Here is a 26,644-nt window from a genome sequence, read left to right as displayed (position 1 = left end):
CCCCGCGACTCCTTCCCCCGCCTTGCGATCGCACGCACCAGCGGGACTTGTCAGCCGCTGACGCGGCGGGCGTGAGCCCCTCGTGTGGGCGGACGACGCCGCTTCGCGGACACCCCCTGGGTACGCCGCACCCGCGCGGGCGCACGCGCCTGGCCCCGGTGGGCCGGTGCGAGTGGGACGCGGTAGCCCGTAACTCTTCATTCCGGCCGGCCGGCGCGGGGTCCGGGTCGCGTTGTCCGAGGCGGGTGGCACCCTGGAACCATGAACGACGTCTCCGCCTCCGGCCCCTCTCCCGCACCCCGCCGCCGTGCCCGTGTCCGTGCCCCCGAGCTGGTCGGCAAGGGCGGCTGGCTGAACACCGGAGGCAGCGCGCTCTCCCTCGCCGACCTGCGCGGACGTATCGTTCTGCTCGACTTCTGGACCTTCTGCTGCATCAACTGCCTGCATGTCCTGGACGAGTTGCGCGAGCTGGAGCAGAAGCACAGCGACACCGTGGTGACCATCGGCGTCCACTCGCCGAAGTTCGTCCACGAGGCCGAGCACACTGCCGTCGTGGACGCCGTCGAGCGGTACGAGGTGCACCACCCCGTCCTGGACGATCCCGAGCTGGCGACCTGGAAGCAGTACGCGGTACGGGCCTGGCCCACGCTCGTCGTCATCGACCCCGAGGGGTACGTCGTCGCGCAGCACGCCGGCGAGGGACACGCGCACGCCATCGAGAAGCTGGTGGCGGAGCTGGAGGCCGAGCACGCCGCGAAGGGCACCCTGCGGCGCGGCGACGGGCCCTATGTGGCGCCCGAGCCCGTCGCCACCGACCTGCGCTTCCCCGGCAAGGCGGTCACGCTGGACTCGGGGAACTTCCTGGTCTCCGACACCACCCGCCACCAGCTCGTCGAGCTGGCGGCCGACGGCGAGAGCGTCGTACGGCGGATCGGCGGCGGCGAGCGCGGCTTCGGGCCCGAGTCGTTCAACGAGCCGCAGGGGCTCGCCCTGATGCCCAACGGCCGGATCGCCGTCGCCGACACCGTCAACCACGCGATCCGCGAGTTCAACCCCGCCTCCGGCGCCGTCGAGACCCTCGCCGGCACCGGCAGGCAGTGGTGGCAGGGCTCACCGGCCCACGGCCCCGCGCTCGACGTGGCGCTCTCCTCGCCGTGGGACGTGGCCTGGTGGCACGACCGGCTCTGGATCGCCATGGCCGGGGTGCACCAGCTGTGGACGTACGACCCGAAGACCCGCACCGTCGCGGTCGCGGCCGGTACCACCAACGAGGGGCTGGTCGACGGGCCCGCCACCGAGGCGTGGTTCGCGCAGCCGTCCGGGCTGGCCGCCACCGAGGACCGGATGTGGGTGGCCGACTCCGAGACCAGCGCCCTGCGGTACGTGGAGCGGGACGGGGACGGCTTCGTCGTACGGACCGCCGTCGGGACCGGGCTCTTCGACTTCGGTCACCGCGACGGCCCCGCCGGCCAGGCCCTGCTCCAGCACCCGCTCGGCGTGACCGCGCTGCCGGACGGCTCCGTGGCCGTGTCCGACACCTACAACCACGCCCTGCGCCGCTACGACCCGGCGACCGGGGAGGTCACGACGCTCGCCACCGACCTGCGCGAGCCGTCCGGCGCGGTGCTCGTCGGAGACGACATCGTCGTGGTCGAGTCCGCCCGGCACCGGCTGACCCGGCTGCGGCTGCCCGACGAGGCCGTCCGCGTCGAGTCGGTCGCGCACCGCACACAGCGCGCCGCGACCGATGTCGCGCCGGGCGCGCTGCGGCTCGACGTGGTCTTCGAGGCGCCCAAGGGGCAGAAGCTGGACACCCGTTACGGTCCCTCGACCCGGCTCCTGGTCTCCGCCACCCCGCCGGAGCTGCTGGCGGAGGGTGCCGGTGCCGGTACCGACCTGGGGCGCGAACTGGTGCTCGCGGACGGTGTCACCGAGGGCGTGCTGCATGTCTCGGCCATGGCCGCGTCCTGCGACGACGCTCCGGAGATCGAGTACCCGGCGTGCCATGTGCACCAGCAGGACTGGGGCGTGCCCGTACGCGTCACCGGGTCCGGCGCGGGCCGGCTGGGTCTGGTGCTGGCCGGGCTGGACGCGTAGCACGTACCCGCCCCGGCGTGCGGGCTCCGGCGTACGGCCGACGGCTTACGGACCACGTACAGCCCCCGGCGTGCGGAGCACGTACGGCCCCGGCCTACAAGTCGTGTTGCCGGTCGCGTTCGATGACCGTCGGCGGTGTCACGATCGTCCGCCGGCGCTTCGCCATGCTCGTGAATGTCGCGATACCGATGAGGCCGACCGCCATCAGAATCACCCCGACCAGGTCGAGGTTGACGCTCTCCGCCTCCCAGTCCGTCGCGAAGGTGAGGATCGCCCCCACCGCGATGAGTGCGATGCATCCGCCAACGCCCATGAATCCCGCCTCTGACACGAGTGGTGGCCGTTCCCGGGCCGCCCATGCGGGTACCCGGCCCGGGAACACCCATGCGGGAGAAGGGAGTTCGGCCCGCGGAAGTCAGCCCTCCAGGAACGCGGCCAGCGCGTTGGCCAGCAGGAACGGGTCGTCCGCGCCGCACAGTTCGCGCGCGCTGTGCATCGAGACGATCGCCGCCCCGATGTCGACCGTCTTGATGCCGTGCCGGGCCGCCGTGATCGGGCCGATAGTCGTGCCGCAGGGCATCGAGTTGTTCGAGACGAACGTCTGCCACGGCACCCCGGCCCGCTCGCACGCCGCCGCGAACACCGCGCGCCCGCCGCCGTCCGTGGCGTACCGCATGTTGACGTTGACCTTGAGGATCGGGCCGCCGTTGGCGCGCGGGTGGTGCGTCGGGTCGTGCCGCTCCGGGTAGTTGGGGTGCACGGCGTGCCCGGTGTCGGAGGAGAGGCAGACCGTACCGGCCAGGGCCCGCGCCCGGTCCTCGTACGAACCGCCGCGTGCCAGCACCGAGCGCTCCATCACCGTGCCCAGCAGGGGCCCGTCGGCGCCGGTGTCCGACTGGGAGCCGCTCTCCTCGTGGTCGAAGGCGGCGAGGACCGGGATGTACGGCAGCTCCGTGCCCGAACCCGCGGCCCCCGCGACGGCGGCCAGCGCGGCCGTCCCGGCGTGCACCGACAGCAGGTTGTCCATCCGCGGCCCGGCCACCAGGTCGCGGTCGCGCCCGAGATAGGCGGGCGGCTCGACGGAGTGCGGCATCAGGTCCCAGCCGGTGATGTCGGACGCCGCGACCCCGGCCTCCTCGGCGACGAAGCGGATCAGGTCGCCCTCCCCGACCTCGCCGAGCCCCCAGATCGGCTGCATGTGCCGCTGCGGGTTGAGCTTCAGACCGTCGGTGTTGACCCCGCGGTCCAGATGGACGGCCAGCTGCGGTACGCGCATCAGCGGCCGGTCCACGTTGACGAGCCGGTGGCTGCCGTCCCGCAGGGAGATACGGCCGGCCAGCCCGAGGTCCCGGTCGAGCCAGGTGTTGAGCAGCGGCCCGCCATACACCTCGACGGCGACCTGCCGCCAGCCGTACGCCCCGGTGTCCGGGATCGGCTTCACCCGGAGGTTGGGGGAGTCCGTGTGCGCGCCGACGATCCGGAACGGCGTGTGCGGCTCGGCCCCCTCCGGGACGTACCAGGCGATGAGCGCCCCGCCGCGCACGACGTACTTGCCGCCGGTGGTCCCCTCCCACGCGTCCGTCTCCTGGACCTGCCGGAAGCCGGCCTTCTCCAGGCGCTCGGCGGCGCTCGCCACCGCGTGGTACGGCGTGGGGCTTGCGGCGAGGAAGGTCATCAGGTCGTCGGTGTGGCCGCGGTCGAAGCGGGCGGATCTGCTCATGGGATCACCATAACGAGCCATGCTTTGGCGTATTCGCACGGCTGAAGCGGACGCCGGACGCCGGACGGACCGTGATCACGGCCCGCCCGGCGCCCGTGGACGACTTGGCGGAAGACTGCCGGACGGACTTGGCGAAAGAGCGCCGGACGACTTCTAGAACGCCGCCTCGTCCAGCTCCATCAGCGAGTTGTCGACCGACTCGGCCACCGCGCGCTCCACCGAGACCCCCGGCAGGACGCTCGCCGCGAAGAACTTCGCCGCCGCGATCTTGCCCTGGTAGAAGGGCACGTCCTTCGCGGACGCCGTCTCCAGCTTCTCCACGGCCACCGCCGCACCGCGCAGCAGCAGATAGCCGACGACGACATCGCCCGAGGCCATCAGCAGGCGGGTGGTGTTCAGGCCCACCTTGTAGATGTTCTTGACGTCATCGGCCGTGGCGGAGAGGTCGGTCAGCATCCTGCCGACGATCGCCTCCAGGTCGACGGCCGCCTTGGCGAGCGCGTCGCGGGCCGGCGCCAGCTCCGCGCCCCCCGTCCCGACGGCGAGGAACTGCTTGATCTCCTCGGAGAGGGTGTTCAGCGCCTGCCCCTGGTCGCGGACGATCTTCCGGAAGAAGAAGTCCTGGCCCTGGATGGCGGTGGTGCCCTCGTAAAGAGTGTCGATCTTGGCGTCGCGGATGTACTGCTCGATCGGGTACTCCTGGAGATACCCGGAGCCACCGAGCGTCTGGAGCGACTGGGCCAGCTGCTCGTACGACTTTTCGGAGCCGTAGCCCTTCACGATCGGCAGCAGCAGGTCGTTCAGCGCGTGCTGCGCCTTCACGTCCTCGCCCTCCGCCTCCCGCTTGGCGATCTCGTCCTGGAGGGAGGCGGTGTAGAGCACCAGCGAGCGCATGCCCTCGGCGTACGCCTTCTGCGTCATCAGCGAGCGGCGTACGTCCGGGTGGTGCGTGATGGTGACCTTGGGCGCGCTCTTGTCCATGAACTGCGAGAGGTCCGGGCCCTGGACGCGCTCCTTCGCGTACTCCAGCGCGTTCAGATACCCCGTCGAGAGCGCGGCGATGGCCTTCGTGCCGACCATCATCCGGGCGAACTCGATGATCATGAACATCTGGCGGATGCCCTCGTGCTTGTCACCGATCAGCCAGCCCTTGGCGGGGTGCCGGTCGCCGAAGGTCAGCTCGCACGTGTTCGACGCCTTGAGGCCCATCTTGTGCTCGACGTTCGTCGCGTACACACCGTTGCGCTCGCCCAGCTCGCCGGTCTCCCAGTCGAACTCGTACTTCGGTACGAGGAAGAGGGACAGGCCCTTCGTGCCGGGTCCCGCTCCCTCGGGGCGGGCCAGCACGTAGTGAAGGATGTTGTCCGACATGTCGTGCTCACCGGAGGTGATGAAGCGCTTCACGCCCTCGATGTGCCAGGAGCCGTCCTCCTGCTCGACGGCCTTCGTGCGGCCCGCGCCCACGTCCGAGCCCGCGTCGGGCTCGGTGAGCACCATCGTGGAGCCCCACTGCTTGTCGACGGCGATCTCGGCGATCTTCTTCTGTGCCTCGTTGCCCTCCTGGAAGAGGATGCCGGCGAAGGCCGGGCCCGAGGTGTACATCCAGATCGCCGGGTTGGCGCCGAGCAGCAGCTCCGCGTACGCCCAGATCAGGGAGCGGGGCGAGGTGGTGCCGCCGATCTCCTCGGGCAGGCCGAGCCGCCAGTACTCCGAGTCCATGAAGGCCTGATAGCTCTTCTTGAAGGAGGCGGGGACGGGGGCGGTGTTGGTCTCGGGGTCGAAGACGGGGGGATTGCGGTCCGCGTCGGCGTAGGAGGCGGCCAGCTCGGACTCGGCGAGCCTGGTGACCTCGGAGAGAATCGTCTTGGCTGTCTCGACGTCCATCTCCGCGAACGGGCCCGTGCCGTACAGCTTGTCGCGCCCGAGGACCTCGAAGAGGTTGAACTCGATGTCGCGGAGATTCGACTTGTAGTGCCCCATGGCGACGGCTCCGTAAGCGGTTGGGAGGCGGATTCCTCGTACGCGTATCAGTAGTGCTCCGATGATGCTACCCGTCGGTAATAAGATGCAACCCCTACCGGACATCTGTGACGAGGACGACGAGGAGCGCATGCGGCCCATGGGTGGGCCTTTTCCTCAGTAGTCTTGGGCCCATGTACGGCTACGACCAGAACGCTGGCGCCCAGCAGCAGTACGCGCCCCCGCAGCAGCCGATGGGCGGCGGATACGGGGAGCAGCCGCTGTACCCCGAGCCGTCCCCTCCCTCGCTGGCCGACGCGGTGCGGGCGTTCACCACCGGGTCGCTGTCCGCCGAGGACTTCCAGCAGATCTTCGCGACGTCGAAGGTCTACTGCCCGCGCGGTGACAACCCCGGCTTCCTGGCCCTGCACAACACCCAGCAGCCGGTCATCCCGATGTTCAGCACGCTCAAGGAGCTGCGGCGGTACGCGGGCAAGGAGTCGAAGTACTTCGTGATCACCGGTGCCGAGGTGATCGATCTGCTGCCGACGGGCTACGGCTTCGTGATCGACATGGAGGGCGAGCACCGGATGGTGTTCGACGCGAAGGCCGTGGAGCAGATGGTCGACTTCGCGATGCGGCGGATGTACGGCTGAGCCGTCGTACGGCTGACAGGTGCGCGGCTGAACCCCGGCCGGCGCTGGATTTCCCCTGGTGACGCGCGTGACACGCGTGCGGAATAACCGCTGCCTTGTCAGATGTTCACCTTTCAACTAAATTGGAGCCCGAAGCCGAGGAGGCCCCCGATGCCCGCCGTGACCGTCGAAAATCCACTCACCCTTCCCCGTGTCACTGCGGCAGCCGACGCCGTCGCCCGGCCCGTGCTCGCCGTGTCCACCGCGCCCGGTGGCTTCGAGGGCGAGGGATTCCCGGTGCGCCGGGCGTTCGCGGGGATCAACTACCAGCACCTCGACCCGTTCATCATGATGGACCAGATGGGCGAGGTGGAGTACGCGCCCGGAGAGCCGAAGGGCACTCCCTGGCACCCGCACCGCGGCTTCGAGACCGTGACGTACCTGATCGACGGCACCTTCATCCACCAGGACAGCAACGGTGGCGGCGGAACGATCCGTAACGGCGACACGCAGTGGATGACCGCGGGCTCCGGCCTGCTGCACATCGAGGCGCCGCCGGAGTCGCTCGTGGTGTCCGGCGGTCTCTTCCACGGCCTCCAGCTCTGGGTGAACCTGCCCGCGGCCGACAAGATGATGGACCCGCGCTACCAGGACATCCGCGGCGGCCAGGTGCAGCTCCTGACCTCGCACGACGGAGGCGCGCTGCTGCGGGTGATCGCGGGCTCGCTGGACGGGCACGAGGGCCCCGGCATCACGCACACGCCGATCACGATGATCCACGCGACGCTGCGGCCGGGTGCCGAGGTCACGCTGCCGTGGCGCGAGGACTTCAACGGTCTCGCGTACGTCATGGCGGGACGCGGCGCGGTCGGTACCGACCGGCGGCCCGTGCACACGGGCCAGACCGCGGTCTTCGGCGCGGGGTCGTCGCTGACGGTCCGCGCGGACGAGTCCCAGGACTCGAACACCCCGGACCTGGAGGTCGTCCTGCTGGGCGGCCGGCCGATCCGGGAGCCGATGGCGCACTACGGACCGTTCGTGATGAACAGTCACGCCGAGCTCCAGCAGGCCTTCGAGGACTTCCAGGCGGGCCGGCTGGGCACGGTGCCGGCGGGCGCCGAGTAGGGCGTGTCTTTTGGATCAGGCCGGATGAGGGAGCGCCCGCCGCGGCAGCGGCTGATGTCCCGTTGGTGCGTGCGGTCGCAAGGCGGAGGAGGGAGGCATGGCGGAGCCATGCCGACCGACGACAACGCGGCGTGCGTGCGTGCCAGGGCTCGCGAGCCCGGCAAGATCCGAAAGACACGCCCTAAGTCCGGGTGGAGCGGGGCGGACTCCGCCCCGATCGGCCCCGCTCCACCTGTGAGTGACACTCCGTCACCCACCCGGCCCCATCCGTGGGGCAGCGCCCCGGACGGCGTGGTCGGGTGGGCGGATGGAGAACTCGCGCGGGGGCCCGCCCGGCGTGCTGCCCCCGGAGGTCTGGCGGGTGGGTGCCTGGTGCGCCGTCGTGCTGCTCGTCGCCGGTGTCGTCGCCGTCGGGGTGTGGATCGTCATCACCTTCAAGACGGCCGTCACCCCCGTACTGCTCGCGATCCTCGGGACCGCGCTCCTCGGCCCGCTCTACCGGCGGCTGGTCGCCATGCGGATGCCCAAGTCCCTCGCCGCCGGGCTGACCTGTCTGGCGCTGGTCGCGGTCGTCGGCGGGGCCGGATACGTCGTCGTCACCGCGCTCATCGAGACCGGCGACCAGATCGTCGACTCGCTCAGGCAGGCCGGGCGGGACCTCAGCAAGCAGTTCGGGGCCGCCGGGACGTCGCTGGACGACATCGCGTCGAACGCGCGGGATCTGCTGGGCAAGTTCGGCGGTACGGCCGCCTCCGGCGTGATCACCGGGCTCAGCGTCGTCGGCGAGCTGATCGCCACCGCCGTCCTCGCGCTGCTGCTGATCTTCTTCTTCCTCAAGGACTCCGACCGGGTCGCCGGCGCGCTGCGCTCCCTCGCCCCGCGCCGTACGGGCGACGTCGTGGAGGCGATGGCGCGGCGGGCGTTCGGGGCCGTCGAGGGCTTCATGCGCGGGACGACCTTCATCGCGCTCATCGACGCGATCTGTATCACCGCCGGCTTGCTGATCCTGCGCGTGCCGGGCGCGGTCGGGCTGGGCGCACTGGTGTTCGTGGGGGCGTACATCCCGTACCTGGGGGCGTTCCTGACCGGCGCCGTGGCGGTGCTCGTCGCGCTCGCCGACCGGGGCGTGGTGATCGCGCTGTGGGCGCTCGGGGTCGTACTGGCCGTGCAGGTCCTGGAGGGCCATGTGCTCCAGCCGGTGATCCAGAGCCGTACGGTGCAGATGCATCCGGCGGTCGTGATGCTGGCGATCACGGCGGGCGCGAGCGTGGCCGGGATCCTGGGAACACTGCTGGCGGTGCCGCTGACGGCGGCGGCCTTCGGGGTCCTCGCGGAGATCCGCGAACGGTACGAGGCGCGCTCTCCGTGACAGCGACCGCACCAGAGCGACCGCACCAGAGCGACCGCACCGGCGCGATCCGGTCAGCCCGCGTCGCCGTCTTCGTAGATCTCGAACCAGATTGACTTGCCCTCGCCCCGCGGGTCCACCCCCCACGCGTCCGCCAGCATCTCCAGCAGCACCAGGCCCCGGCCGCTCGACGCCAGTTCGCCGGGCCTGCGCTTGTGGGGGAGTTCGTCGCTCGCGTCAGAGACCTCCACCCGCAGGCGGCGTCTGCCCCGCTCCCCCGCCGCCTCCGCGATCAGCACCGCGTCGCCGTCCGTGTGGACGAGCACGTTCGTCGCCATCTCGGAGAGCATCAGCACCGCCGAGTCGACCTGCTCCTCGTCCGCCCAGTCGTGCAGCAGGTCCTTCAGATGCCCCCGCGCGCCCGCGACCTGCGCGGGTTCGGCCTGGGAGATCGTCAGCACCGCACGGCGCGGGTGCGGTCGCGCCGGTGCCGCCGGTGTGGTGTCCCGCGCGAGCAGCATCAGCGCGATGTCGTCCTCGCGGCGGTCGGCGAGCGGGCCCGTCGTGTAGTGCGAGCCGGGGCCGTGGACAGCCTCCACCAGCGCGTCCGCGAGCTTCTCCAGCGACACGCCCGTGTTGTTCTCCAGCACGGGCCGCAGCCGCGTCCAGCCGCTCAGCATGTCGTGCCCGCCGGTCTCGATCAGCCCGTCGGTGCAGAGCATCATCGTGTCGCCGGGCTCCAGAACCACCCGGGTCGTCGGGTAGTTCGAGTCCGCCTCGATGCCCAGCGGCAGCCCGCCCGCCGTCTGCCGGATGACCGCCGTGCCGTCCGCCGCGCGGATCACCGGGTCGGGATGCCCGGCCCGTGCGATGTCGAGTGTGCCGGAGTCCGGGTCGACCTCCATGTAGAGGCATGTCGCGAAGCGCGCCAGGCCGTACTCGGGGTCCTCGCCGTCCTCGTCGTCGTGGGGGTCCGTAAGTCCGTGCGGGACCGAGAACTCGTACAAGCCGTGCAGGAAGCGCGAGGCACGGGCCAGTACGGCGTCGGGCCGGTGCCCCTCGGCGGCGTACGCGCGCAGGGCGATCCGCAGCTGCCCCATCAGGCCCGCGGCCCGTACGTCGTGCCCCTGGACGTCCCCGATGACCAGCGCCACCTTGCCGCCGCCGGGCAGCGGGATCATGTCGTACCAGTCGCCGCCCACCTGGAGCCCGCCGCCCGTCGGCACATAGCGCGCGGCCACGCTCATCCCCGGGATGTCCGGCCCCAGCGTCGGCATCATCGAGCGCTGGAGCCCCAGGGACAGCTCGCGCTCGGTCTCCGCGGCGTCCGCGCGTACCAGCGCCTGCGCGAGCATCCTGCCGACCGTCGTCAGCACGGACCGCTCGTCGGGCGTGAACGTCACCGGGTGCTTGAAGGCCGCCATCCAGGCGCCCATCGTGCGCCCGGCGACGATCAGCGGCACGAAGGCCCAGGACTGACGTCCGAAACCCTGCACCAGCGGCCAGGTGGCCGGGTAGCGGTCGTGGTAGTCCCTGGGCGTCGGCAGATAGATGGCCCGGCCGGTCCGTACGACCTCGGCCGCCGGGTAGTCCGTGTTCACGGACATGTCCGTGAAGGGTCCCTCCGCGCCGTCCGGGTGCCCATGGTGCCCGATGACCGTCAGATGATCACCCTCGACGCCGAAGACGGCGAGCCCGTCGGGGGAGAAGCCCGGCATGGACAGCGACGCCGCGACCCGCAGCACCTCGGCGGTGGAGCGCGCCTCGGCGAGCGCCCGCCCCGCGTCGAGCAGGAACGCCTCACGTGAGCGCCGCCAGTCGCCGGCGACCGGGCTCTGCCCCGTCAGCGCGCCCGGATGGGGCGCGACGATCTCCTGAAGGGTGCCGATCAGCTCGTAGTCGTCGCCGTACTCGTGCTTGGTGACCAGCGGCTTGGAGCGGGACCTGATGGTACGGAGCACCTGCCCGTCCTCGCCCACGACCCGCACCTGGGCCTCGGCGACCGTCCCCTCGGCGACGGCGAGGCGCACGATGCCGTAGGTCTCGGCCCAGTCGACCGGATGCAGGCGCGCGCGCATGGCCGCCTCGCTGAGGACCGTGGGCTCCGCGGGCAGCCCGAGCAGCCGTGCCCCCTCCGCGTCGAGGGTGACGTACCCGGCCGCGTTGTCCCAGCGCCACAGACCGGTCGCGATCGCGGCCAGTACATCCTCGGTGCGCATTGCACCACTTTAGACCGATGCGGGTGATGGGTGCGGTGCCGAGCGGGCGTGCGGGTGGCCGGGCGGGGACGGAACGGGGACCGGGCACGGGCCGGTAACCGGGAGGACCCCGTAAATGCGGGGGAGGCGCCCTTGGCCCTGCCGGTAACCTGGAGCGGCCAAGCCCACCCGCCAAGAGCTAAGACTGGATGAACGACGATGCATCGGTACAGGTCCCACACCTGCGGCGAGCTCCGCGCCTCTGACGTCTCCACCGACGTCCGGCTGAGCGGCTGGCTGCACAATCGTCGAGACCTGGGCGGCATCCTCTTCATCGATCTCCGCGACCACTACGGTCTCGTCCAGCTCGTCGCCCGCCCCGGCACCCCCGCCAACGAGGCGCTCTCCAAGCTCACCAAGGAGACCGTCGTCCGTATTGACGGCAAGGTCTCCGCCCGTGGCGCGGACAACGTGAACCCGGACCTGCCGACCGGTGAGATCGAGATCGAGGTCGGCGAGGTCGAGGTCCTCGGCGCCGCCGGGCCGCTGCCGTTCACGATCAACACCGACGACGGCGTCAACGAGGAGCGGCGCCTCGAATACCGCTTCCTCGACCTGCGCCGCGAGCGCATGCACCGCAACATCCTGCTGCGTACGGCCGTCATCTCCGCGATCCGCCACAAGATGACCGCGCTGGGCTTCAACGAGATGGCGACCCCGATCCTGACCGCGACGTCCCCCGAGGGCGCCCGCGACTTCGTGGTCCCCTCCCGGCTCAACCCGGGCAAGTTCTACGCCCTGCCGCAGGCCCCGCAGCAGTTCAAGCAGCTGCTGATGATCTCCGGCTTCGACCGCTACTTCCAGATCGCGCCCTGCTTCCGCGACGAGGACGCCCGCGCCGACCGCTCGCCCGGCGAGTTCTACCAGCTCGACGTGGAGATGTCCTTCGTCGAGCAGGAGGACGTCTTCCGGCCGATCGAGAAGCTCATGACGGAGCTGTTCACGGAGTTCGGCGGCGGTCGCGAGGTCACGTCCCCCTTCCCGCGCATCCCGTTCCGCGAGGCGATGCTCAAGTACGGCAACGACAAGCCGGACCTGCGCGCCCAGCTGGAGCTGGTCGACATCTCGGACGTCTTCAAGGACTCCGAGTTCAAGGCGTTCGCGGGCAAGCACGTGCGCGCGCTGCCGGTGCCGGACACGGCGGGCCAGTCGCGGAAGTTCTTCGACGGTCTCGGTGACTACGCGGTCGAGCAGGGCGCCAAGGGCCTCGCGTGGGTGCGGGTCGGCGAGGACGGCGCGCTGACCGGCCCGATCGCCAAGTTCCTCACCGAGGACGACGTCAAGGTCCTCACCGAGCGCCTGTCGCTCGTGCCCGGCCACGCGATCTTCTTCGGCGCGGGCGAGTTCGACGAGGTCTCGAAGATCATGAGCGCGGTCCGTGTCGAGGCGGCCAGGCGCTCGGGCCACTTCGAGGAGGGCGTGTTCCGGTTCTGCTGGGTCGTGGACTTCCCGATGTACGAGAAGGACGAGGAGACCGGAAAGATCGACTTCTCGCACAACCCGTTCTCCATGCCGCAGGGCGGTCTCGAAGACCTGGAGACGAAGGACCCGCTGGACATCCTCGCCTGGCAGTACGACATCGTCTGCAACGGCATCGAGCTGTCGTCGGGCGCGATCAGGAACCACGAGCCGGAGCTGATGCTCAAGGCGTTCGAGATCGCGGGCTACGACCGCGAGACCGTCGAGCACGAGTTCGCGGGCATGCTGCGCGCCTTCCGCCTCGGCGCCCCGCCGCACGGCGGCATCGCGCCGGGCGTCGACCGCATCGTGATGCTGCTCGCCGACGAGCCCAACATCCGCGAGACGATCGCCTTCCCGCTCAACGGCAACGCGCAGGACCTGATGATGGGCGCGCCGACCGAGCTGGACGAGACGCGGCTGCGGGAGCTGAACATCCAGCTCCGCAAGCCGGCCGCGAAGTAGCCGCGCAGCTGTTTTTCGTTTGCCGCGAGGACCCGGAACCGTACGGTTCCGGGTCCTTCGCGTGGCGTCTTCTCGCCAAAGGGCAACCTGAGCGGCCCCCCGGGACGTTGACCGGTCGTGGACGACCGAACGGATTGGCGAGGGCGAGAAGACGATGGACCCGGGCGACGGCGACTTCGAGGCGTTCGTCGCCGCGCGCGGGCCGCGACTGCTGCGGGTGGCCTGGCTGTTGACGGGCGACGCGCATCTGGCCGAGGACCTGCTCCAGACGACTCTGGCCAAGGTGTGGCCCAAGTGGCACCGGATCTCCGGGGAGCGGCCGGAGGCGTACGTACGCAAGGCGCTGGTCCATACGCACGCGTCGTGGTGGCGCAGACGGTGGCGCGGCGAGGTGCCGCACGGCGAAGTCCCGGAGTCGGCGGGCCCGTTCGACGCGTACGCGAGCGTGGATCTGGAGCAGTCGCTGGCCGCCGTGGTGCGGTCGCTGCCGGTGGGGCAGCGCGCGGTCGTCGTGCTGCGCTTCTTCGAGGACCTGAGCGTCGAGGACACGGCGGCCACGCTCGGCTGCTCGCCGGGGACGGTCAAGAGCCAGTCGGCGAAGGCGCTGCGCACGCTGCGGGCCGCGCTGCCCGTGCCGGTGGACGGCGGTGAGCGGGGTGTCTGAGGACGAGGAGCGGGAGCTGCGGATCCTGCTGGAGCGCGCCGTGCCCCGGCTGCCCGCCCCTGACGAGCGCCTGCGCCGCGTACGGGAGCGGGCCGCCCGCAGCCGCAGGCGCCGCCGGGCCGCCGGGACGACGGCGGTGGCGGTGACCGGTCTCGTCGTGGCCGGCACACTCCTGCCCGGCCTCCTGCGCGGCGGCCCGGACGGGGGCGCGCCACCGGCGAGCCCGGCGCCGACCGTCTCGGCCACGGACAGCGAGGACGGCCGCGCGGTCCGCTTCCCCGACCTGGGGGATCTCACCCTGCGGCTGCCGCCGGGCTGGCAGGCGCTCGCGGTGCCCGGCGACCCCGCGCGCGACCTCGTGCCCCGCGGGTACGTCGCCAGTCGGCGGGTGCCCGACACCCTCACACCGGCGTGCGCGAAGGAGCCGGAGACCGGCTGTGAACCGGTCGCGACGCTGCCGTCCGGGAGCGTGCTGGTCTCGCTGGACGTGAAGAAGTTCCGCGGGCTCGACACCAAGACCCAGGACCCGCCCGCGCTCCACCCGCTGGCGCGGCCCTCGGCGCTCTGCCGCAAGCTCATGGGCACCGAGGAGTACAGCGCCCTGCTCGCCGGACCGGATCCCGGCGCCGACGTAGGCATCCAAGTCAGTGTCTGCGCCGCCGGGGCCGGGGCGAGTTCCCCGATCCTCGACGACGTACGCGCCATGATCGCCGGTGCGGGCCATCCCGCTTCCGCGGCGGGCCGCGAGCCCAGCAGGGCTCCGACCGCCCAGGCCCACGACAACGGTGGGACCGACGTCCATGCGAATTGAAAGGTCACTCATGTCTCACCGCGTACGCCCGCGCCACGTGGCCGCCCTTCTTCTCTCCGCCGGTCTGCTGCTCGGCGGCTGCGCGGGCGGGCTCGGCGGCGGGTTCGGGGAAGACGGAGGATCGTCCGTCCCCAAGGCCGTGGACGAGAAGGCCGTCGACGACAAGGGCGCGGGCGGCGACGAGCCGGACGGCGCGCGCGGCGGTCTCGGGCGGGCCGTGCCGGAATCGGCGGCCGGTCAGCAGGCCGTACGCCCCAGGAAGATCCCGTCCCTCGGCCCGCGGACCCGGTCGGGGATCCCCGGGTCCAGCCGCCAGGCCGTCGTGGTCACGGGCGACGCCCCCGACTCCAACCGCGCGACCCTGGTCCTCTACGAGCGGGACCCCGTCGAGGGCTGGCGGTCGGTCACCGACCCCTGGCCGGCGCACAACGCCCTGAAGGGCTGGACCGACGACCACCGGCAGGGCGACCTCCGCAGCCCGGTCGGCGTCTTCGGCCTCACCGACGCGGGCGGCCGGCTGCCGGACCCGGGGACGAGACTCCCCTACGACCGGGGCCCGGCCTTCACGCTCGGCGGCGTGGGTTTCGAGGGTGAGCCCCTGGCGGGGTCCTTCGACCACGTCGTGGCGATCAACTACAACCGCAAGCCCGGCACCACGCCACTGGACTGGACACGACCGCTGGGCGCGGCCAAGGGCGGCGGCATCTGGATCCATGTGGACCACGGCGGCCCGACCCAGGGCTGCGTCTCCATCCCCATGGGCCGGATGAAGGAACTCCTGCGCTGGCTGGACCCGTCGAAGCACCCGCAGGTGGTGATGGGCGACGTGTCGTCTCTGGGCCGCTGAAGGGGCCGTTTCGCGACAGCGCCGGACGCGCCGCATCCGCGGCCCGTCCGGTGCCCCGATCTCCGCGGTTACGCGGTCTTCTCCTCCAGACGCGGGAACAGCACCGCGCCCTTCGTCACCGTCGTGCCCGCCGGCAGCTGCCCCCACGAGCCCGCGTCCTGGACCCGCTGGTCCGCCAGCGCGCCCAGCGAGGCCTCCGCGCCCAGCGAGTCCCACAACTTCTGCGACGTGTCCGGCATCACCGGGTTCAGCAGCACCGCGACCCCGCGCAGCGCCTCCGTGGCCGTGTAAAGGATCGTCGCGAGCGCCGCCCGGCCCGCGTCGGACGTGTCCTTCGCGACCTTCCAGGGCTCCTGCTCCGTGATGTAGCCGTTGACCTGCTTCACGAAGTCGAAGATCGCCAGGATGCCGCCCTGGAAGTCCAGCTCCTCGCCGATCTTCCGGTCGGCCTCACCGACCGCCCTGGCCAGCCCGTCCCGTACGGCCTGCTCCGCGGCCCCGCCGGACGTCGCCTCCGGCAGCGTGCCGCCGTAGTACTTGCCGACCATCGCCGCGACGCGCGACGCCAGGTTGCCGTAGTCGTTCGCCAGCTCGGAGGTGTACCGGGCGGAGAAGTCCTCCCAGGAGAACGAGCCGTCCTGCCCGAACGCGATGGCCCGCAGGAAGTACCAGCGGTACGCGTCCACACCGAAGTGCGAGGTCAGGTCCTGCGGCTTGATGCCGGTCAGGTTCGACTTGGACATCTTCTCGCCGCCGACCATCAGCCACCCGTTCGCCGCGACCTTGCCCGGCAGCGGCAGACCCTGCGCGAGCAGCATCGCGGGCCAGATGATCGCGTGGAAACGCAGGATGTCCTTGCCGACGAGATGGACGTCGGCGGGGAAGGTCTCCTCGAACTTCGCCGGGTTCTCGTTGTAGCCGACGGCCGTCGCGTAGTTCAGGAGCGCGTCGATCCACACGTAGATCACATGCTTCTCGTCCCACGGCACCGGCACGCCCCAGTCGAACGTCGACCGGGAGATCGACAGATCCTGAAGCCCCTGCCTGACGAAGTTCACGACCTCGTTGCGCGCGGACTCGGGCTGGATGAAGCCCGGGTTGGCCGCGTAGTGCTCCAGGAGCCTCGGGCCGTACTCGCTGAGCTTGAAGAAGTAGTTCTCCTCCTTGAGGATCTCCACCGGCGTCTTGTGGATCGCGCAGATCTTCAGACCCGCGAACTCGCCCTCGCCGTCGAGCAGCTCCCCCGGGAGTTTGTACTCCTCGCAGCCCACGCAGTACGGGCCCTCGTAGCCGCCCTTGTAGATCTCGTCCTTGTCGAACAGGTCCTGCACGAATTCCTGGACGCGGTCGGTGTGTCGCTTCTCCGTCGTCCGGATGAAATCGTCGTGTCCGATCTCCAGGTGCTTCCACAGAGGCCGCCACGCCTCGTCGACGAGCTTGTCCGCCCACTCCTGCGGGGTGACACCGTTCGCCTCGGCCGTACGCATGATCTTCTGACCGTGCTCGTCCGTGCCGGTGAGATACCACACCTTCTCGCCCCGCTGGCGGTGCCAGCGGGTGAGCACGTCGCCTGCGACGGTCGTGTAGGCGTGGCCCAGGTGAGGAGCGTCGTTGACGTAGTAAATGGGGGTGGTGACGTAGTACGCCCGCCCACCCTGCTCTTCGGATCCAGTGGCGGCCATGGTCGAAATCCTAACGGCCCGGCAGAGGTCCCTTCACCTCGGTTAAACCTGAGACTGTGGTTAAAGAGTGTGGATTCGGCACAACCTATGACCCCGGCAAACGCATCTTTAGAAGGAGAAGGACGACACTCGTGCGCTCCCGCACGGGGCGGGGAGGATTCAGATGCGCGTGCTGGTCGCCGAGGACGAGGAAATCCTGGCCGAGCTGATCGCCACCGGGCTGCGGCGGGCCGGGTTCGCCGTGGACACCGTGTACAGCGGGGACGCCGCGCTGGCCTATCTCGGGCTGCACGACTACGACGTCGTCGTACTCGACCGTGACCTCCCCCGCGTCCACGGCGACGACGTCGCCCGCCGGCTCGTCGCCGACGAGTCCCGGACCCGGATCCTGATGCTCACCGCGTCCTCTTCCATGGAGGAGCGCGTCAAGGGGCTCGATCTGGGCGCTGACGACTATCTGGGCAAGCCCTTCGAGTTCCCCGAGCTGGTCTCGCGCGTGCGGGCGCTGCGCCGGCGGAGTTCGCGGGCGTTACAGCCGACTCTGGAGCGGCGCGGTGTGCGGCTGGACACCGTGAGCCGTACGGCGGTACGCGACGGCAAGGCCCTCGACCTCTCCGTGAAGGAGCTGACCGTGCTCCAGATCCTGCTGGAGGCGGACGGAAAGGCCGTGACGACGGAGCAGCTGCTGGAGCGCGCGTGGGACGCGCAGACGGACCCGCTCTCAGGTGTCGTACGCCTCTGTGTGGGGGAGCTTGGTGCCAAGCTCGGCGATCCGGCGCTGATCAGGCCGGTGGACCTGGACGGAGGGGGTTACGTGCTGTGACGGGTGCGATCAGGGAGCGGATCGCCCTTGTGTACGGCGCGGTCTTCCTCGTCCTCGGCGGCTGCCTGCTCGCGGTCGTGAACCTGCTGTCCAGCGCCGGTACGCAGACGGAGGCCGAGGAGATCGCGGCCCGTGTCGTACCGGCGCTGCCGCCGTCGTCGGGCAACGGCTACTACCTCACCGAGGAGGGCCGGCTCGCGCCCGTCACCGTCTACCAGCTCACCGACAACGTCAGCGAGGCCGCGTCGGACGAGCTGATGTTCTGGTCGGTGGGCGCGCTGGTGGTGATGGCGCTGTGCGCGGTCGGCGTCGGCTGGTGGACGGCGGGGCGGGTGCTGCGGCCCGTGCACGCGATGACGGCGAAGGCGCGGCAGCTGTCGGCGCACAACCTGCACGAGCGGATCGGGTCGACCGGCCCCGACGACGAGCTGAGGGAACTGGGCGACACGCTCGACGAGTTGCTCGGCCGGCTCCAGAAGGCCTTCGACAGCCAGCGGCGTTTCATCGCGAACGCCTCCCACGAACTGCGTACGCCGCTGGCCACGCAGCGCACGGCGATCCAGGTGGGCCTCACGGGCGCCGGTTCGCCGGAGGAGCTGGCCCGTACGAAGGAGCTGCTGCTCGCCAACAACCGCCGCAGCGAACAGCTCATCGACGGCCTGCTGGTCCTGGCGCGCAGCGAGCGGGAGGTCGAGGACCAGGAGGAGATCCGCTGGGGCGACCTGGTGACGGAGGAGGCGGCCCGGCACGGCCTGTCGGTGACGGTGACGGAGCCGGGGGCGGAGACGGCGCGCGTACGGGGCAACCGGGCGCTGCTGGACCGGCTGGTCGGCAATCTGCTGGCGAACGCGCAGGCGTACGGGGAGGGCGAGGTGGACGTCTCCGTGTCGGGCACGGCTCTGACGGTCCGTAACGACGGCCCCCGCATCGCTCCGGAGGACATCCCGGCCTTCTTCGAACCCTTCCGCCGGGGCGAGGGCCGCGACCGCATGGGGCCGGGCGCGGGCCTGGGTCTCTCGATCGTCCGCTCGATAGCGACGGCCCACGGCGGCACGGTGTCGGCGGAGCCGGGCGGGGAGGGCGGCGGGCTGGCGGTACGGGTGGAGCTGCCGCCTCAGAACCGGTAGACCTTCTCGCCGTCGGGGACCTGATAGCAGCCGGAGACGACCGTCAGACTGAGCTTCGGCGGCTCACGCTTCGTCATCTGGACGATCTTGACGCTGTGCTTCTTCTCGTCGTTGTCGGCCGTGAGGCTGAGATTCTTGTTCATGCTGGTGTCCGGCCCGTACTCGACAACTTTCCAGCCGTGCTTGGGCAGTTCCGTCTTGAGCCGTTCCATCACACCGTCGAGTTCGTCGGCCGATGCCGGAGTGAAACTCCACGGGTGGAAGATCGTGAAGTACTTCTCCGGGTCCTTGCCGCCGCACTCCGAAACGCCCGGTCCGGTGTCGGACGCCTTTCCCTTGACGCCGATCAGGTCGTAGAGCTCGCTGGAGATCCGCTCCGCCTCGTCGGCGGCGTCCTCCGAGTTGCTGGTGCCCGCGGTGGGGATGTCGTCGGAGCTGTTGGTGTCAGTCATGCCGCATCCGGTCAGGGTCATGAGGGCGAGGGACATGAGGAGCGCGGACGCCCCCAGTTGCATCTTCAAGTCGAGAAGCCTCGATCGGTCGGAACGTGCGGGTGTGCGTGGTCATCTTTCACTTCACATGCGCCCAGCGGTCCGGCGGCGGCTTCAACGCGGCGTCGCCACCATTGCCTGCCACGACCTGGCCCTGGTTCCACAGGCTCTTGGTGCCGTCTTTCCAGTAGTCGCTGTGGCCTTCGGTGTCGGTCTGCAACTGGTTGGCGCCGAAGCGTTCGTCGCTCGGAGTCGTAAAAGCTCCGTCCCAGTCGGTTCCGCCGTGCCCGAAGCGTCCGACGTCCGGGACGACATCCCCCTTCGCCTCCTGGTTCCAGACGTGCCCCTTTGGGACGTCCATCTGGTCGGCGTTGCTCACCTGCACCCCGGGGCTGCCGGCGAAGATCACATCATCCACGTTCAGCTCACCCTGCCGGGCCGCGGATCCGATGAGGGTCGTGCCGTACGAGTGGCCGATCGCCGTGCGGTGCGTGTCCGATTCGGCCGTACGCGACGCGTCGAGGCCGTCGATGAAGCGGTTGTAGGCCGGAGCACCGTCATCGGCGTAGTGGCTGAAGGGCGAGTCCTTGACGATGTCCTGCGGGGCGTCGTATCCGAGCCAGGTGATTGTGGAGACCGAGCCGCCATCGGCCGACTCGGTGGCAGAACGCCACACGTTCTCCATCCGGCCGATGTCCCCGCCGATACCGCCCAGATTCGACGTCGTCCCCGGTACATAGACCGCCTGGTGGTCGGCCGTGTCCGGATTGCCGTTGGCCACGATCGCCCGGCCGTTGCCCTCCGGGCTGAAGCCGAGCAGGTACGCCTCGGGCAGGCCTCTCTCCCCGGTCCTGTCGAAGCGGTCCTGGATGCTCCCGATGCCCTTGAGGGACTTGTTGAGCTGCTCGTACCGGTCCCCGTACTTGTTGTGCCACGCCATCCACTCGTCGGTGTGCACCTTGGACGGGTACATGCCTGCCGTTATCCAGGTCCACTCGTTGGCGGGCGGCTTCGGCATGGAGTCCAGTTCCATCTGGAGCTGACCGCGCTTCTCCTCCAGTACGACGCGGTTCGCCTCGTCGCGCACGGTGGCGGGCAGCCCGTCGAGCGCCCCCACCGTGTCGGGCCGGGTCGAGAGCCACGCCGCCTGCTCCTCCGGGCTGAGCCCCTTCCACCAGGCCGCGTTGGCCGCCGGGGTGCCGTCCTTCGGGGCCTGCGGCAGTGAGTCGAGGTAGGTCTTGCCCGCCTCGCGCACCCCGCCCATGTCCGACTGCGCGTCGGCCCAGTCCTGCTTGGAGACGGTCAGGTCGTCGTCCGCCTTCAACGCGCGCAGTTTCGGCGCCCACTTGGCGTCCGCGTCCGTGGCTTCCCTCAGCGCGTCGGCGATCCGGTTCGCGTACGCCATGGCCCTGCCGTAGTACGGGTTCGGGTGGATGCCCGCCGCCTGGCGCTCCAGCGCGTCGGACGTCGCGCTGCCCCCGGCGCTGCCGGTCACGGTGCCGCCCGGCTCGTTCTTCTCCTCGCCCGGCTTCTTTCCTGCGGGATAGCTGACCGAACCGTCCTGCCGCACCGTGCAGTTGTCGGCACCGGCGTCGGCGATCGCCGCGTCAAGCTTCCGCTTGGCGGCCGCCATGTCGTAGGCGAAACCGTTCAGCGCGGTGCTCACCAGAGCGCACTCGGTCTGCGCGTAGTGGAAGTTCTTGGCCAGTTCCCGCAGTTCCCGCAGGGCTGCCGTCGCCGCCTCGCCCTTCAACTGGTGGCGTACGCCCGCGCCGATCCGGTTGTCGATCGTGTCCTTGGCCGCACTGGCCATGTCGCCGGTCGTCCGGTAGCCGTCGGCGGCCTCCTCGTACTCCGCGGGCTTGAGGGCCTTGAGCGTCGCGAGATCCATGGCCGCGGATCACTTCTCCTTCGCCTGGCCGCCGACTGCCTCGGTGTCCGCGTACTTCACCTTGAGCCGGTCGAGTTCCGTCAGGACCGACTGGTCGGACTTCGACAGGTCGTGGCCCGCCTGCTCCAGCAGCCCGCCGAGTTCACCACAGCGGGCGCTCACATCGCCGACGTACTTCTTCCAGGAGTCGTACAACTCCTTCTGCGCCGCGGCGCTCTGGCATCCTGAGCTGTCACCGAGCCCCGCCTGTCCGCTCTCCAGCGCGGTCAACGCCTTGCCGATGCCGGTCTTCAGGCCGCTGACGCCCTCGCCGGCGGCCACCCACGCCTTCTTGTCCGACTTCAGATTCTCGGAGGGGCCGCCCTCTGGATCGGCCGGCTGCTGGTTCAGCCGCATCTGGGTGGCACCGCGGGCCGCCGCATCGGCTTTGAGCCCCTCCCACTCGTCCCACGGCATGCGCGACGCCCTCCCCGTTCTCTTCCCCGTTGCCCGTTGGCCCGCTCCCGGGCGCACCCGGCCGTGTGGACATGATCTCTGGCCCCGAGGGCCGAAATCAAAACGTTCATTGGACAATGAGGCGCATGAACAAGAAGGTGCTGATCATCGTCGTCGGGGCGTGCGTAGGGCTGTGGGTGGTCGGGTCGGTGATCAGACCCGTGCTGAAGAAGCACGACGAGCACTTCCCGGACGCCTTCAACGATGTCGTCCTCGGCGAGCGCATAAAGAACTATCCGACGGCGGACAGCGCGCCGGAGTCGGGCGACGGGGAGGGGATCTTCGTCCTGCCCGCGTGGGTTCCGGCGGACGCCACGGATCTGACGATCAAGGCGGAGACCACGGGCAACGCGAAGCTCTTGCGCTTCACTCTCGGTGACACCGCGCTGAAGCTGGGCGACGAAAAGGCCTGCGAGGCCGGTGCGTTCACGGACGGCCCCGAGCTGGAGGCGAGCTGGTTCGCGGAGGACGCGCAGGACAACTCCGGGGCGCGGACGGACTGTTCGGAGCAGTACCAGTACCGGATCACGGTCAAGGACCGTGAGGTCTACGCCTGGAGCAACGGGGACCTCGCGGAGGCGTAGTCCGTTCGCCACTGCCTCTGTCCGGCGGGCGAAAATGTCTGCCGGGCCGGGGGCGCTCCTGCTAGACAGCCCTCATGAGCAAGGTCAAGATCCGTACCGCGAGTTCCGCCGAGGTCCCCGCGCTGCTGGCCTTCTGGGCCCGGTCGGCGGAGGGCGCCGGCATTACCGACGACGTGGACGGGGTCACCCGCCTCCTCTCCCGCGACCCGGACGCGCTGCTGGTGGCCGAGGGTGACGGCGGGGCGATCGTCGGCACGGTCATCGCCGGTTACGACGGCTGGCGCTGCCACCTGTACCGCCTGGCCGTCGACCCGGCCCACCGCCGCCAGGGCATCGCCGCCGCCCTGCTCAGCGCCGCGCACGAGCGCTTCGCGGCCCTCGGTGGCCGCCGGGCCGACGCGATGGTCCTCGACCACAACGAACTCGCCCACCACGCCTGGGCGAATGCCGGGTATGCGCCGCAGGCGCAGTGGAGCCGCTGGGTCAGGCCGCTCGACGGCGTGGAGGCGCCTGCGGAGGTGAAGGCGTGTCCTGGCCGTCCGTGATCCTTCTCGCTCCCGCGGAGCGGCGCGCGTCGCTTGAAGGGCGAATCCGTTCCTTCGAGTCCTTCGAGCTCGTGCCGGATTCTGTGACGGGTGACGAAAGGCTCCATTGGCACGGCTACTCGTACGCCATCGACCTCTCGGGCGCGATCCTGGCGGACTACGAGCCGGACGAGCTCCAGCAGGTGACGGCCCGGATCGGCGAGCCGTACGGGGTCTACGTCTCGTGCGAGTCCATGGACGCGGCCCGGGTCTTCCTCCGTCAGGTGCTCGATGGCTTCGACGGTCTCGTCGACACCAACCACTTCGAGATCCTGCCGGCGAATGAGTTCCTCACCCTGGTGGACCGTCACCCGGCATGGGACTGGCGTCGCCGACCAAGCACGGAACTCAGGTAGTCAGAGCAGCCCGCAGCCGCGCGCCGAGGGCGGCGACCTCGTCGGGGGTCGGCGTCAGGATCCCGTTCTCGGCCATGAGCGCGTGATACTGCTGCCGCTCCGACGGCACGCCGGGCGGCAGGGCGGCGATGTGCCAGTGCAGATGGGCGTTCGCCTGCTGGCTGCCGAGCGAGAGCAGATACGTACGCTCCGGCTCCAGCACCCGCTCCACGGCGAGCGCGACGCGCCGTACGACGAGCATGAGCGAGCTGTACGCGGCCTCGTCCAACTCCCGCACGACATGCTCCACATGCGCCTTGGGCGCGACGAGTACCCGCCCGGGGAGAGTGGGCCAGCGATCGAGGAAGGCGATGTGAGCGTCGTCCTCGTAGACGGTCTCGTGACGATAGCCGGGATCCCCACGCAGGAACGCGCACACGAAGCAGGGGCCGTTGCGGGCGCGTTCTTCGTAGGCGGCGAGATCCATGTCGTGTCGTTCCATGTGCTGGAGACTACGACCATGCGATACGTCTTCATCGACCCCGACGGCACCGGCGGTGACTGGGTCCACGTCGTGGTCGACGCGCCGACCGGGGTCTTCTACCAGCAGGAGTACGGCGGCACTTCGCGCCGCCAGGGCCAGGCGGAGGGCTACCTCGTCCCCATGCCCGGGGGATCGGGCCAGGTCGACGCGCTCGCGACCGTCTTCGAACCCTTCCGGGGCGGCGGGGCCGGCGGCCATGTCTGGGAAGGCGCGGAGCTGGACGCCCTGCGGGCGGCCGTCGGCACCGTCAGGTTCTGGGCGTGCGACGGCAAGGCGGAGACTCCGCACCCGCTGCGGCTCGACGAGTCCCGCCTGACCGAGGCCGACGACGCGTGGCTACCCGTGCACACGCCCGACGGCCCCGGACTACTGGTGTGGTCCGCCAGACGCGTCAGACGTACTTGAGAAAGTCGCCCCAGGCGGCGGGGTTGAGGAGGAGCACCGGGCCATGGGGCGTCTTGCTGTCCCGGACGGGCACGACGCCGGGGTAGCCGTCGGCCACCTCAACACATTCCCCTCCGTCGCCGTTGCTGTAACTGGACTTACGCCACTGCGCGGTGCTCAGGTCGGGTCGGGGACGCATGGTGTGTACTCCTCGATCAGTCGCTCGATGAACGCCACGGAATCCCGAGGCGAGAGGGCCAAGTCCCTCAGTAGATCGTAGGACAGGCGTAGCTTCTCGACCTCTGACGGATCCTCGATCAATTCCCCTGAGTGAGCGTGCTCCGTGTACGCGACAGCCTTGCCGTCCGGGAGCCAGAGGATGGTGACCGAGGTGCCCAGCAGGGTGTGTAGCCCTGCGTTAAAAGGCAACACCTGAAGCGTGACGTTTGGCAACTGGCTTGCTTCCAGAAGGTGTTCCAGCTGTCGCGTCCACTCCTTGGGGTCGCTGATCCTGCGTCGCAGTACGGATTCGTCCAAAACCGCGCGAAAGTGCGGCGCGTTGTCGCGGCGTAGCAACTCCTGTCGTCCGAGCCGCGCAGCGATCTCTTCGGACAGTTCGTTCTCGTCGCGCGGTCGGGCCGCTTCGAAGACCTCTCGGGCGTACGCCTCGGTCTGCAGAAGACCGTGAATGGCTCCTGCGGAGTACGTGTACCGAACGGTCGCCCGTGCCTCAAGCTCCATGAACAACTTGTACTTGTCGGCGAACGCGTCTTCGCTCGCCAGCGCCCACAGCATCGCCAGATGCTCGCCCGCCGCCCCGTACACCGCACCGAGCGCCGCGATCACCTCCGGTGACCCCACCCGCGCCCCCGTCTCAAGCTTGTGCAGATACGCACGGTCATACGTCGTCTCCTCGCCCAGTTGGGCCAAGGACATCCCCGACTCCTCGCGCAGCCGCGCCAGTTCCTTCGCCAGCATTTCTCGGGCCGACGGCTTCTGACCTGCGTTCGACTTCCGTGCGACCACGACAACTCCCCTGTGTCCAGCGGCAACCGGGCTATGGCCAAGCCCTTTTGGACGTGGCCCCACATGCCGATTCTTGATGCACGGAATGTAATTACGCAATGACGGAAGGTGCGTCTGTCGCATGTTCGAACCAGAGACTCGAACACCCCACATCCCCGCTCACGTGGCCGAATTGGACGCCGTCGTGCACAGCGGTGGTTTCTGGCGGCTCGTGCCCGAGGGGGTACCCCGTATGTACGTACCAGTGACACCAGAGCTGCTGCGGCGCGTTGAACAAGGACTGAAGCGGGTGGCGGAATGAGCGGCAGCGATGCGCGGCGGTTTCTGTCCCGGCTGATGAGTACGTTCGGTACGGATGGGGTGCTGGTGGTGCGGAAGATCGACGGCAACGGTGATGGCGGCGGCAACGCCGACGCGGAGCAGGTCCTGGGACCGGGTGCCGTGCTCGCGTGGCCCAAGTGCCAGTGCGGTAGCGCGAAGTGCCCGGACTTCGTACCGCCCGCCTCGAACTTGAGCGCGCGGCTGGCGGAGCGCAACCGGCACAGCCGGCGCGGGCGGCATGGGTGACGCGGTCGACGCCGGCCTCCGGCAGGGGGTCGGCGTCGACGGAACGTTGTGGTGACTAGAACGGCGGGTTGTAGCAGGCGATGAACTGAACGCTTCCGTCGGCGGGGTCGCGCCAGTAGTCCGGCCACAGCATCGCCTTGCGGGTGTCCGGCCCGTAGACGCCGTCGGCGCGCACGCCGAGGCGGTTGGCCTGGAGCCACTCAACGGCATCCACCGTGCCGGTGCCGTAGTCCCCGTCCGCTCCTCCGGTGGCGCGGATCCGATCGGCCGCGTAGGTGCTGCCGTAGCAGCGGAGAATGGCCCTCTGCAGCGCCTTGACGGCGTTCGAACTGCCCGTCTGCCACTGCATGTAGCAGCTGATGCCGTTTCCGGTGCGCGCGGGAACGCTGTAGTAGTTGTTGACGGCGACCCCGTCGGTGCGCTTCACCGTCGTGTTGCACGGGCCGTAGGCGGCGTGCGCCGGCGTGGTCATCGCCGGGCTGGCTGTCAGGCCGGCGGCGAAGAGGAGAGTCAGGGCCCCCAACACTCCGATCCGCATCCGAAGCGTTGTGGATACTCGTTGCACGATGCGATCCTTCTGGTCGGTGATGTCGCCTCTGTGGCGACTTCGCCCATGGACCTTAGGGTCGCCGCGGGATTCGGACTGTGTCGTCCGTGCAGGGAACTTTGTCGGTAGTGCACAGTTTCAACTCGGCGCCGCATCGGGCGAGGGGGGCTTGTGGGG

Annotated in this window: 27 protein-coding genes; 15 read left to right on the top strand and 12 right to left on the bottom strand. The window is 69.9% G+C overall.

All coding sequences use genetic code 11. The features are described from left to right. Nucleotides 1–261: 261 nt before the first annotated feature. Nucleotides 262–2,097, top strand: a complete 1,836-nt coding sequence (locus OIE74_RS18265; RefSeq protein ID WP_329384716.1) for an NHL domain-containing thioredoxin family protein — start codon at nt 262–264, stop codon at nt 2,095–2,097. Nucleotides 2,098–2,191: 94 nt separating this feature from the next. Here OIE74_RS18265 and OIE74_RS18260 read toward each other — a convergent pair whose 3' ends face one another. From OIE74_RS18260 to OIE74_RS18250, 3 genes are all read right to left on the bottom strand, one after another. Further along, on the bottom strand, nt 2,192–2,410 hold the full coding sequence (locus OIE74_RS18260) for a DUF6458 family protein (RefSeq protein ID WP_329384713.1): 219 nt from the start codon (nt 2,408–2,410) through the stop codon (nt 2,192–2,194). 102 nt (nt 2,411–2,512) lie between these two features. After that, nucleotides 2,513–3,817: a M18 family aminopeptidase gene (locus tag OIE74_RS18255; RefSeq protein WP_329384710.1), complete on the bottom strand. Its 1,305-nt coding sequence runs from the start codon at nt 3,815–3,817 to the stop codon at nt 2,513–2,515. A 153-nt stretch (nt 3,818–3,970) separates the two neighbouring features. Beyond that, the gene (locus OIE74_RS18250; RefSeq protein ID WP_329384707.1) at nt 3,971–5,797 is read right to left on the bottom strand and encodes an acyl-CoA dehydrogenase; all 1,827 of its coding nucleotides are present in this window, start codon (nt 5,795–5,797) and stop codon (nt 3,971–3,973) included. 173 nt (nt 5,798–5,970) lie between these two features. Here OIE74_RS18250 and OIE74_RS18245 point away from each other — a divergent pair, with 173 nt between their 5' ends. From OIE74_RS18245 to OIE74_RS18235, 3 genes are all read left to right on the top strand, one after another. Further along, entirely contained in the window at nt 5,971–6,432 is a 462-nt protein-coding gene (locus OIE74_RS18245; RefSeq protein WP_329384705.1) for an SseB family protein, read from the top strand. A 150-nt stretch (nt 6,433–6,582) separates the two neighbouring features. Further along, nucleotides 6,583–7,536 carry a pirin family protein gene (locus OIE74_RS18240; RefSeq protein ID WP_329384703.1) on the top strand — a complete coding sequence of 318 codons (954 nt, stop codon included), beginning with the start codon at nt 6,583–6,585 and terminating at the stop codon, nt 7,534–7,536. Between the two features lie 307 nt (nt 7,537–7,843). Beyond that, the gene (locus OIE74_RS18235) at nt 7,844–8,905 is read left to right on the top strand and encodes an AI-2E family transporter (RefSeq protein ID WP_329384701.1); all 1,062 of its coding nucleotides are present in this window, start codon (nt 7,844–7,846) and stop codon (nt 8,903–8,905) included. Nucleotides 8,906–8,958: 53 nt separating this feature from the next. Here the strand turns inward: OIE74_RS18235 and OIE74_RS18230 are convergent, their stop codons facing one another. Then, nucleotides 8,959–11,103, bottom strand: a complete 2,145-nt coding sequence (locus OIE74_RS18230; RefSeq protein WP_329384699.1) for an ATP-binding SpoIIE family protein phosphatase — start codon at nt 11,101–11,103, stop codon at nt 8,959–8,961. A 198-nt stretch (nt 11,104–11,301) separates the two neighbouring features. Here OIE74_RS18230 and aspS point away from each other — a divergent pair, with 198 nt between their 5' ends. From aspS to OIE74_RS18210, 4 genes are all read left to right on the top strand, one after another. Then, nucleotides 11,302–13,065: an aspartate--tRNA ligase gene (gene aspS / locus OIE74_RS18225; protein ID WP_329384697.1), complete on the top strand. Its 1,764-nt coding sequence runs from the start codon at nt 11,302–11,304 to the stop codon at nt 13,063–13,065. A gap of 154 nt (nt 13,066–13,219) precedes the next feature. Continuing rightward, the gene (locus tag OIE74_RS18220; protein ID WP_329384694.1) at nt 13,220–13,729 is read left to right on the top strand and encodes a SigE family RNA polymerase sigma factor; all 510 of its coding nucleotides are present in this window, start codon (nt 13,220–13,222) and stop codon (nt 13,727–13,729) included. Further along, nucleotides 13,722–14,540 (top strand): hypothetical protein, encoded by an 819-nt coding sequence (locus OIE74_RS18215; protein ID WP_329384692.1) that lies wholly within the window; start codon nt 13,722–13,724, stop codon nt 14,538–14,540. The genes OIE74_RS18220 and OIE74_RS18215 overlap by 8 nt, the downstream gene beginning before the upstream one ends. Before the next feature lie 10 nt (nt 14,541–14,550). After that, the gene (locus tag OIE74_RS18210) at nt 14,551–15,387 is read left to right on the top strand and encodes a hypothetical protein (RefSeq protein ID WP_329384689.1); all 837 of its coding nucleotides are present in this window, start codon (nt 14,551–14,553) and stop codon (nt 15,385–15,387) included. A gap of 68 nt (nt 15,388–15,455) precedes the next feature. Here the strand turns inward: OIE74_RS18210 and metG are convergent, their stop codons facing one another. Continuing rightward, on the bottom strand, nt 15,456–17,069 hold the full coding sequence (gene metG / locus OIE74_RS18205; RefSeq protein ID WP_329384686.1) for a methionine--tRNA ligase: 1,614 nt from the start codon (nt 17,067–17,069) through the stop codon (nt 15,456–15,458). Between the two features lie 163 nt (nt 17,070–17,232). Here metG and OIE74_RS18200 point away from each other — a divergent pair, with 163 nt between their 5' ends. After that, on the top strand, nt 17,233–17,892 hold the full coding sequence (locus OIE74_RS18200) for a response regulator transcription factor (RefSeq protein ID WP_329384683.1): 660 nt from the start codon (nt 17,233–17,235) through the stop codon (nt 17,890–17,892). After that, nucleotides 17,889–19,019: a HAMP domain-containing sensor histidine kinase gene (locus OIE74_RS18195; protein ID WP_329384681.1), complete on the top strand. Its 1,131-nt coding sequence runs from the start codon at nt 17,889–17,891 to the stop codon at nt 19,017–19,019. The genes OIE74_RS18200 and OIE74_RS18195 overlap by 4 nt, the downstream gene beginning before the upstream one ends. On the opposite strand, the gene OIE74_RS18190 is transcribed toward OIE74_RS18195, so the two are convergent. The 3 genes from OIE74_RS18190 to OIE74_RS18180 are packed head-to-tail and all read right to left on the bottom strand — an operon-like array spanning nt 19,007 to nt 21,857. Continuing rightward, complete coding sequence (locus OIE74_RS18190; protein ID WP_329392342.1) at nt 19,007–19,534, bottom strand: hypothetical protein; 528 nt, start codon at nt 19,532–19,534, stop codon at nt 19,007–19,009. The two genes, OIE74_RS18195 and OIE74_RS18190, sit on opposite strands and share 13 nt — an antisense overlap. Before the next feature lie 55 nt (nt 19,535–19,589). Next, the gene (locus OIE74_RS18185; protein ID WP_329384678.1) at nt 19,590–21,401 is read right to left on the bottom strand and encodes an alpha/beta hydrolase; all 1,812 of its coding nucleotides are present in this window, start codon (nt 21,399–21,401) and stop codon (nt 19,590–19,592) included. 9 nt (nt 21,402–21,410) lie between these two features. After that, entirely contained in the window at nt 21,411–21,857 is a 447-nt protein-coding gene (locus OIE74_RS18180) for a hypothetical protein (protein WP_329384675.1), read from the bottom strand. Nucleotides 21,858–21,982: 125 nt separating this feature from the next. On the opposite strand from OIE74_RS18180, the gene OIE74_RS18175 reads away from it, so the two are divergent. The 3 genes from OIE74_RS18175 (at nt 21,983) to OIE74_RS18165 (ending at nt 23,420) form a co-directional block, all read left to right on the top strand. After that, the gene (locus OIE74_RS18175; RefSeq protein WP_329384672.1) at nt 21,983–22,480 is read left to right on the top strand and encodes a hypothetical protein; all 498 of its coding nucleotides are present in this window, start codon (nt 21,983–21,985) and stop codon (nt 22,478–22,480) included. Between the two features lie 74 nt (nt 22,481–22,554). Next, nucleotides 22,555–23,025, top strand: a complete 471-nt coding sequence (locus OIE74_RS18170) for a GNAT family N-acetyltransferase (protein ID WP_329384669.1) — start codon at nt 22,555–22,557, stop codon at nt 23,023–23,025. After that, nucleotides 23,007–23,420, top strand: coding sequence for a hypothetical protein (locus tag OIE74_RS18165; RefSeq protein WP_329384667.1), 414 nt, complete (start codon nt 23,007–23,009; stop codon nt 23,418–23,420). Before OIE74_RS18170 ends, OIE74_RS18165 begins: the two co-directional genes overlap by 19 nt. Here the strand turns inward: OIE74_RS18165 and OIE74_RS18160 are convergent. After that, nucleotides 23,413–23,901 (bottom strand): HIT family protein, encoded by a 489-nt coding sequence (locus OIE74_RS18160; RefSeq protein WP_329384665.1) that lies wholly within the window; start codon nt 23,899–23,901, stop codon nt 23,413–23,415. The two genes, OIE74_RS18165 and OIE74_RS18160, sit on opposite strands and share 8 nt — an antisense overlap. A gap of 18 nt (nt 23,902–23,919) precedes the next feature. Between OIE74_RS18160 and OIE74_RS18155 the strand changes: the two genes are divergently transcribed. Then, the gene (locus OIE74_RS18155) at nt 23,920–24,348 is read left to right on the top strand and encodes a DUF6210 family protein (protein ID WP_329384663.1); all 429 of its coding nucleotides are present in this window, start codon (nt 23,920–23,922) and stop codon (nt 24,346–24,348) included. On the opposite strand, the gene OIE74_RS18150 is transcribed toward OIE74_RS18155, so the two are convergent. Both OIE74_RS18150 and OIE74_RS18145 read right to left on the bottom strand, forming a co-directional pair. Then, a complete protein-coding gene (locus OIE74_RS18150) occupies nt 24,335–24,526 on the bottom strand; it encodes a DUF397 domain-containing protein (protein WP_329384660.1) in 192 nt (63 codons plus the stop codon). The genes OIE74_RS18155 and OIE74_RS18150 overlap by 14 nt on opposite strands. Then, a complete protein-coding gene (locus tag OIE74_RS18145; RefSeq protein WP_329384658.1) occupies nt 24,505–25,353 on the bottom strand; it encodes a helix-turn-helix domain-containing protein in 849 nt (282 codons plus the stop codon). The genes OIE74_RS18150 and OIE74_RS18145 overlap by 22 nt, the downstream gene beginning before the upstream one ends. Before the next feature lie 297 nt (nt 25,354–25,650). Between OIE74_RS18145 and OIE74_RS18140 the strand changes: the two genes are divergently transcribed. Then, on the top strand, nt 25,651–25,920 hold the full coding sequence (locus tag OIE74_RS18140) for a hypothetical protein (RefSeq protein WP_329384655.1): 270 nt from the start codon (nt 25,651–25,653) through the stop codon (nt 25,918–25,920). Between the two features lie 55 nt (nt 25,921–25,975). On the opposite strand, the gene OIE74_RS18135 is transcribed toward OIE74_RS18140, so the two are convergent. After that, entirely contained in the window at nt 25,976–26,458 is a 483-nt protein-coding gene (locus OIE74_RS18135; RefSeq protein WP_329384652.1) for a peptidoglycan-binding domain-containing protein, read from the bottom strand. Nucleotides 26,459–26,644 lie beyond the last annotated feature (186 nt).

Source organism: Streptomyces sp. NBC_01716, from assembly GCF_036248275.1.
Classification (GTDB): domain Bacteria; phylum Actinomycetota; class Actinomycetes; order Streptomycetales; family Streptomycetaceae; genus Streptomyces.
This window is presented reverse-complemented; position numbering and strand designations above follow the sequence as displayed.

Coding starts and splice junctions, on each gene's coding strand:
- OIE74_RS18265 (WP_329384716.1), top strand. CDS start 262: ATGAACGACGTCTCCGCCTCCGGCCCCTCTCCCGCACCCCGCCGCCGT.
- OIE74_RS18260 (WP_329384713.1), bottom strand. CDS start 2,410: ATGGGCGTTGGCGGATGCATCGCACTCATCGCGGTGGGGGCGATCCTC.
- OIE74_RS18255 (WP_329384710.1), bottom strand. CDS start 3,817: ATGAGCAGATCCGCCCGCTTCGACCGCGGCCACACCGACGACCTGATG.
- OIE74_RS18250 (WP_329384707.1), bottom strand. CDS start 5,797: ATGGGGCACTACAAGTCGAATCTCCGCGACATCGAGTTCAACCTCTTC.
- OIE74_RS18245 (WP_329384705.1), top strand. CDS start 5,971: ATGTACGGCTACGACCAGAACGCTGGCGCCCAGCAGCAGTACGCGCCC.
- OIE74_RS18240 (WP_329384703.1), top strand. CDS start 6,583: ATGCCCGCCGTGACCGTCGAAAATCCACTCACCCTTCCCCGTGTCACT.
- OIE74_RS18235 (WP_329384701.1), top strand. CDS start 7,844: ATGGAGAACTCGCGCGGGGGCCCGCCCGGCGTGCTGCCCCCGGAGGTC.
- OIE74_RS18230 (WP_329384699.1), bottom strand. CDS start 11,103: ATGCGCACCGAGGATGTACTGGCCGCGATCGCGACCGGTCTGTGGCGC.
- aspS (WP_329384697.1), top strand. CDS start 11,302: ATGCATCGGTACAGGTCCCACACCTGCGGCGAGCTCCGCGCCTCTGAC.
- OIE74_RS18220 (WP_329384694.1), top strand. CDS start 13,220: ATGGACCCGGGCGACGGCGACTTCGAGGCGTTCGTCGCCGCGCGCGGG.
- OIE74_RS18210 (WP_329384689.1), top strand. CDS start 14,551: ATGTCTCACCGCGTACGCCCGCGCCACGTGGCCGCCCTTCTTCTCTCC.
- metG (WP_329384686.1), bottom strand. CDS start 17,069: ATGGCCGCCACTGGATCCGAAGAGCAGGGTGGGCGGGCGTACTACGTC.
- OIE74_RS18200 (WP_329384683.1), top strand. CDS start 17,233: ATGCGCGTGCTGGTCGCCGAGGACGAGGAAATCCTGGCCGAGCTGATC.
- OIE74_RS18190 (WP_329392342.1), bottom strand. CDS start 19,534: ATGCAACTGGGGGCGTCCGCGCTCCTCATGTCCCTCGCCCTCATGACC.
- OIE74_RS18185 (WP_329384678.1), bottom strand. CDS start 21,401: ATGGATCTCGCGACGCTCAAGGCCCTCAAGCCCGCGGAGTACGAGGAG.
- OIE74_RS18180 (WP_329384675.1), bottom strand. CDS start 21,857: ATGCCGTGGGACGAGTGGGAGGGGCTCAAAGCCGATGCGGCGGCCCGC.
- OIE74_RS18175 (WP_329384672.1), top strand. CDS start 21,983: ATGAACAAGAAGGTGCTGATCATCGTCGTCGGGGCGTGCGTAGGGCTG.
- OIE74_RS18170 (WP_329384669.1), top strand. CDS start 22,555: ATGAGCAAGGTCAAGATCCGTACCGCGAGTTCCGCCGAGGTCCCCGCG.
- OIE74_RS18160 (WP_329384665.1), bottom strand. CDS start 23,901: ATGGAACGACACGACATGGATCTCGCCGCCTACGAAGAACGCGCCCGC.
- OIE74_RS18155 (WP_329384663.1), top strand. CDS start 23,920: ATGCGATACGTCTTCATCGACCCCGACGGCACCGGCGGTGACTGGGTC.
- OIE74_RS18150 (WP_329384660.1), bottom strand. CDS start 24,526: ATGCGTCCCCGACCCGACCTGAGCACCGCGCAGTGGCGTAAGTCCAGT.
- OIE74_RS18140 (WP_329384655.1), top strand. CDS start 25,651: ATGAGCGGCAGCGATGCGCGGCGGTTTCTGTCCCGGCTGATGAGTACG.
- OIE74_RS18135 (WP_329384652.1), bottom strand. CDS start 26,458: ATGCGGATCGGAGTGTTGGGGGCCCTGACTCTCCTCTTCGCCGCCGGC.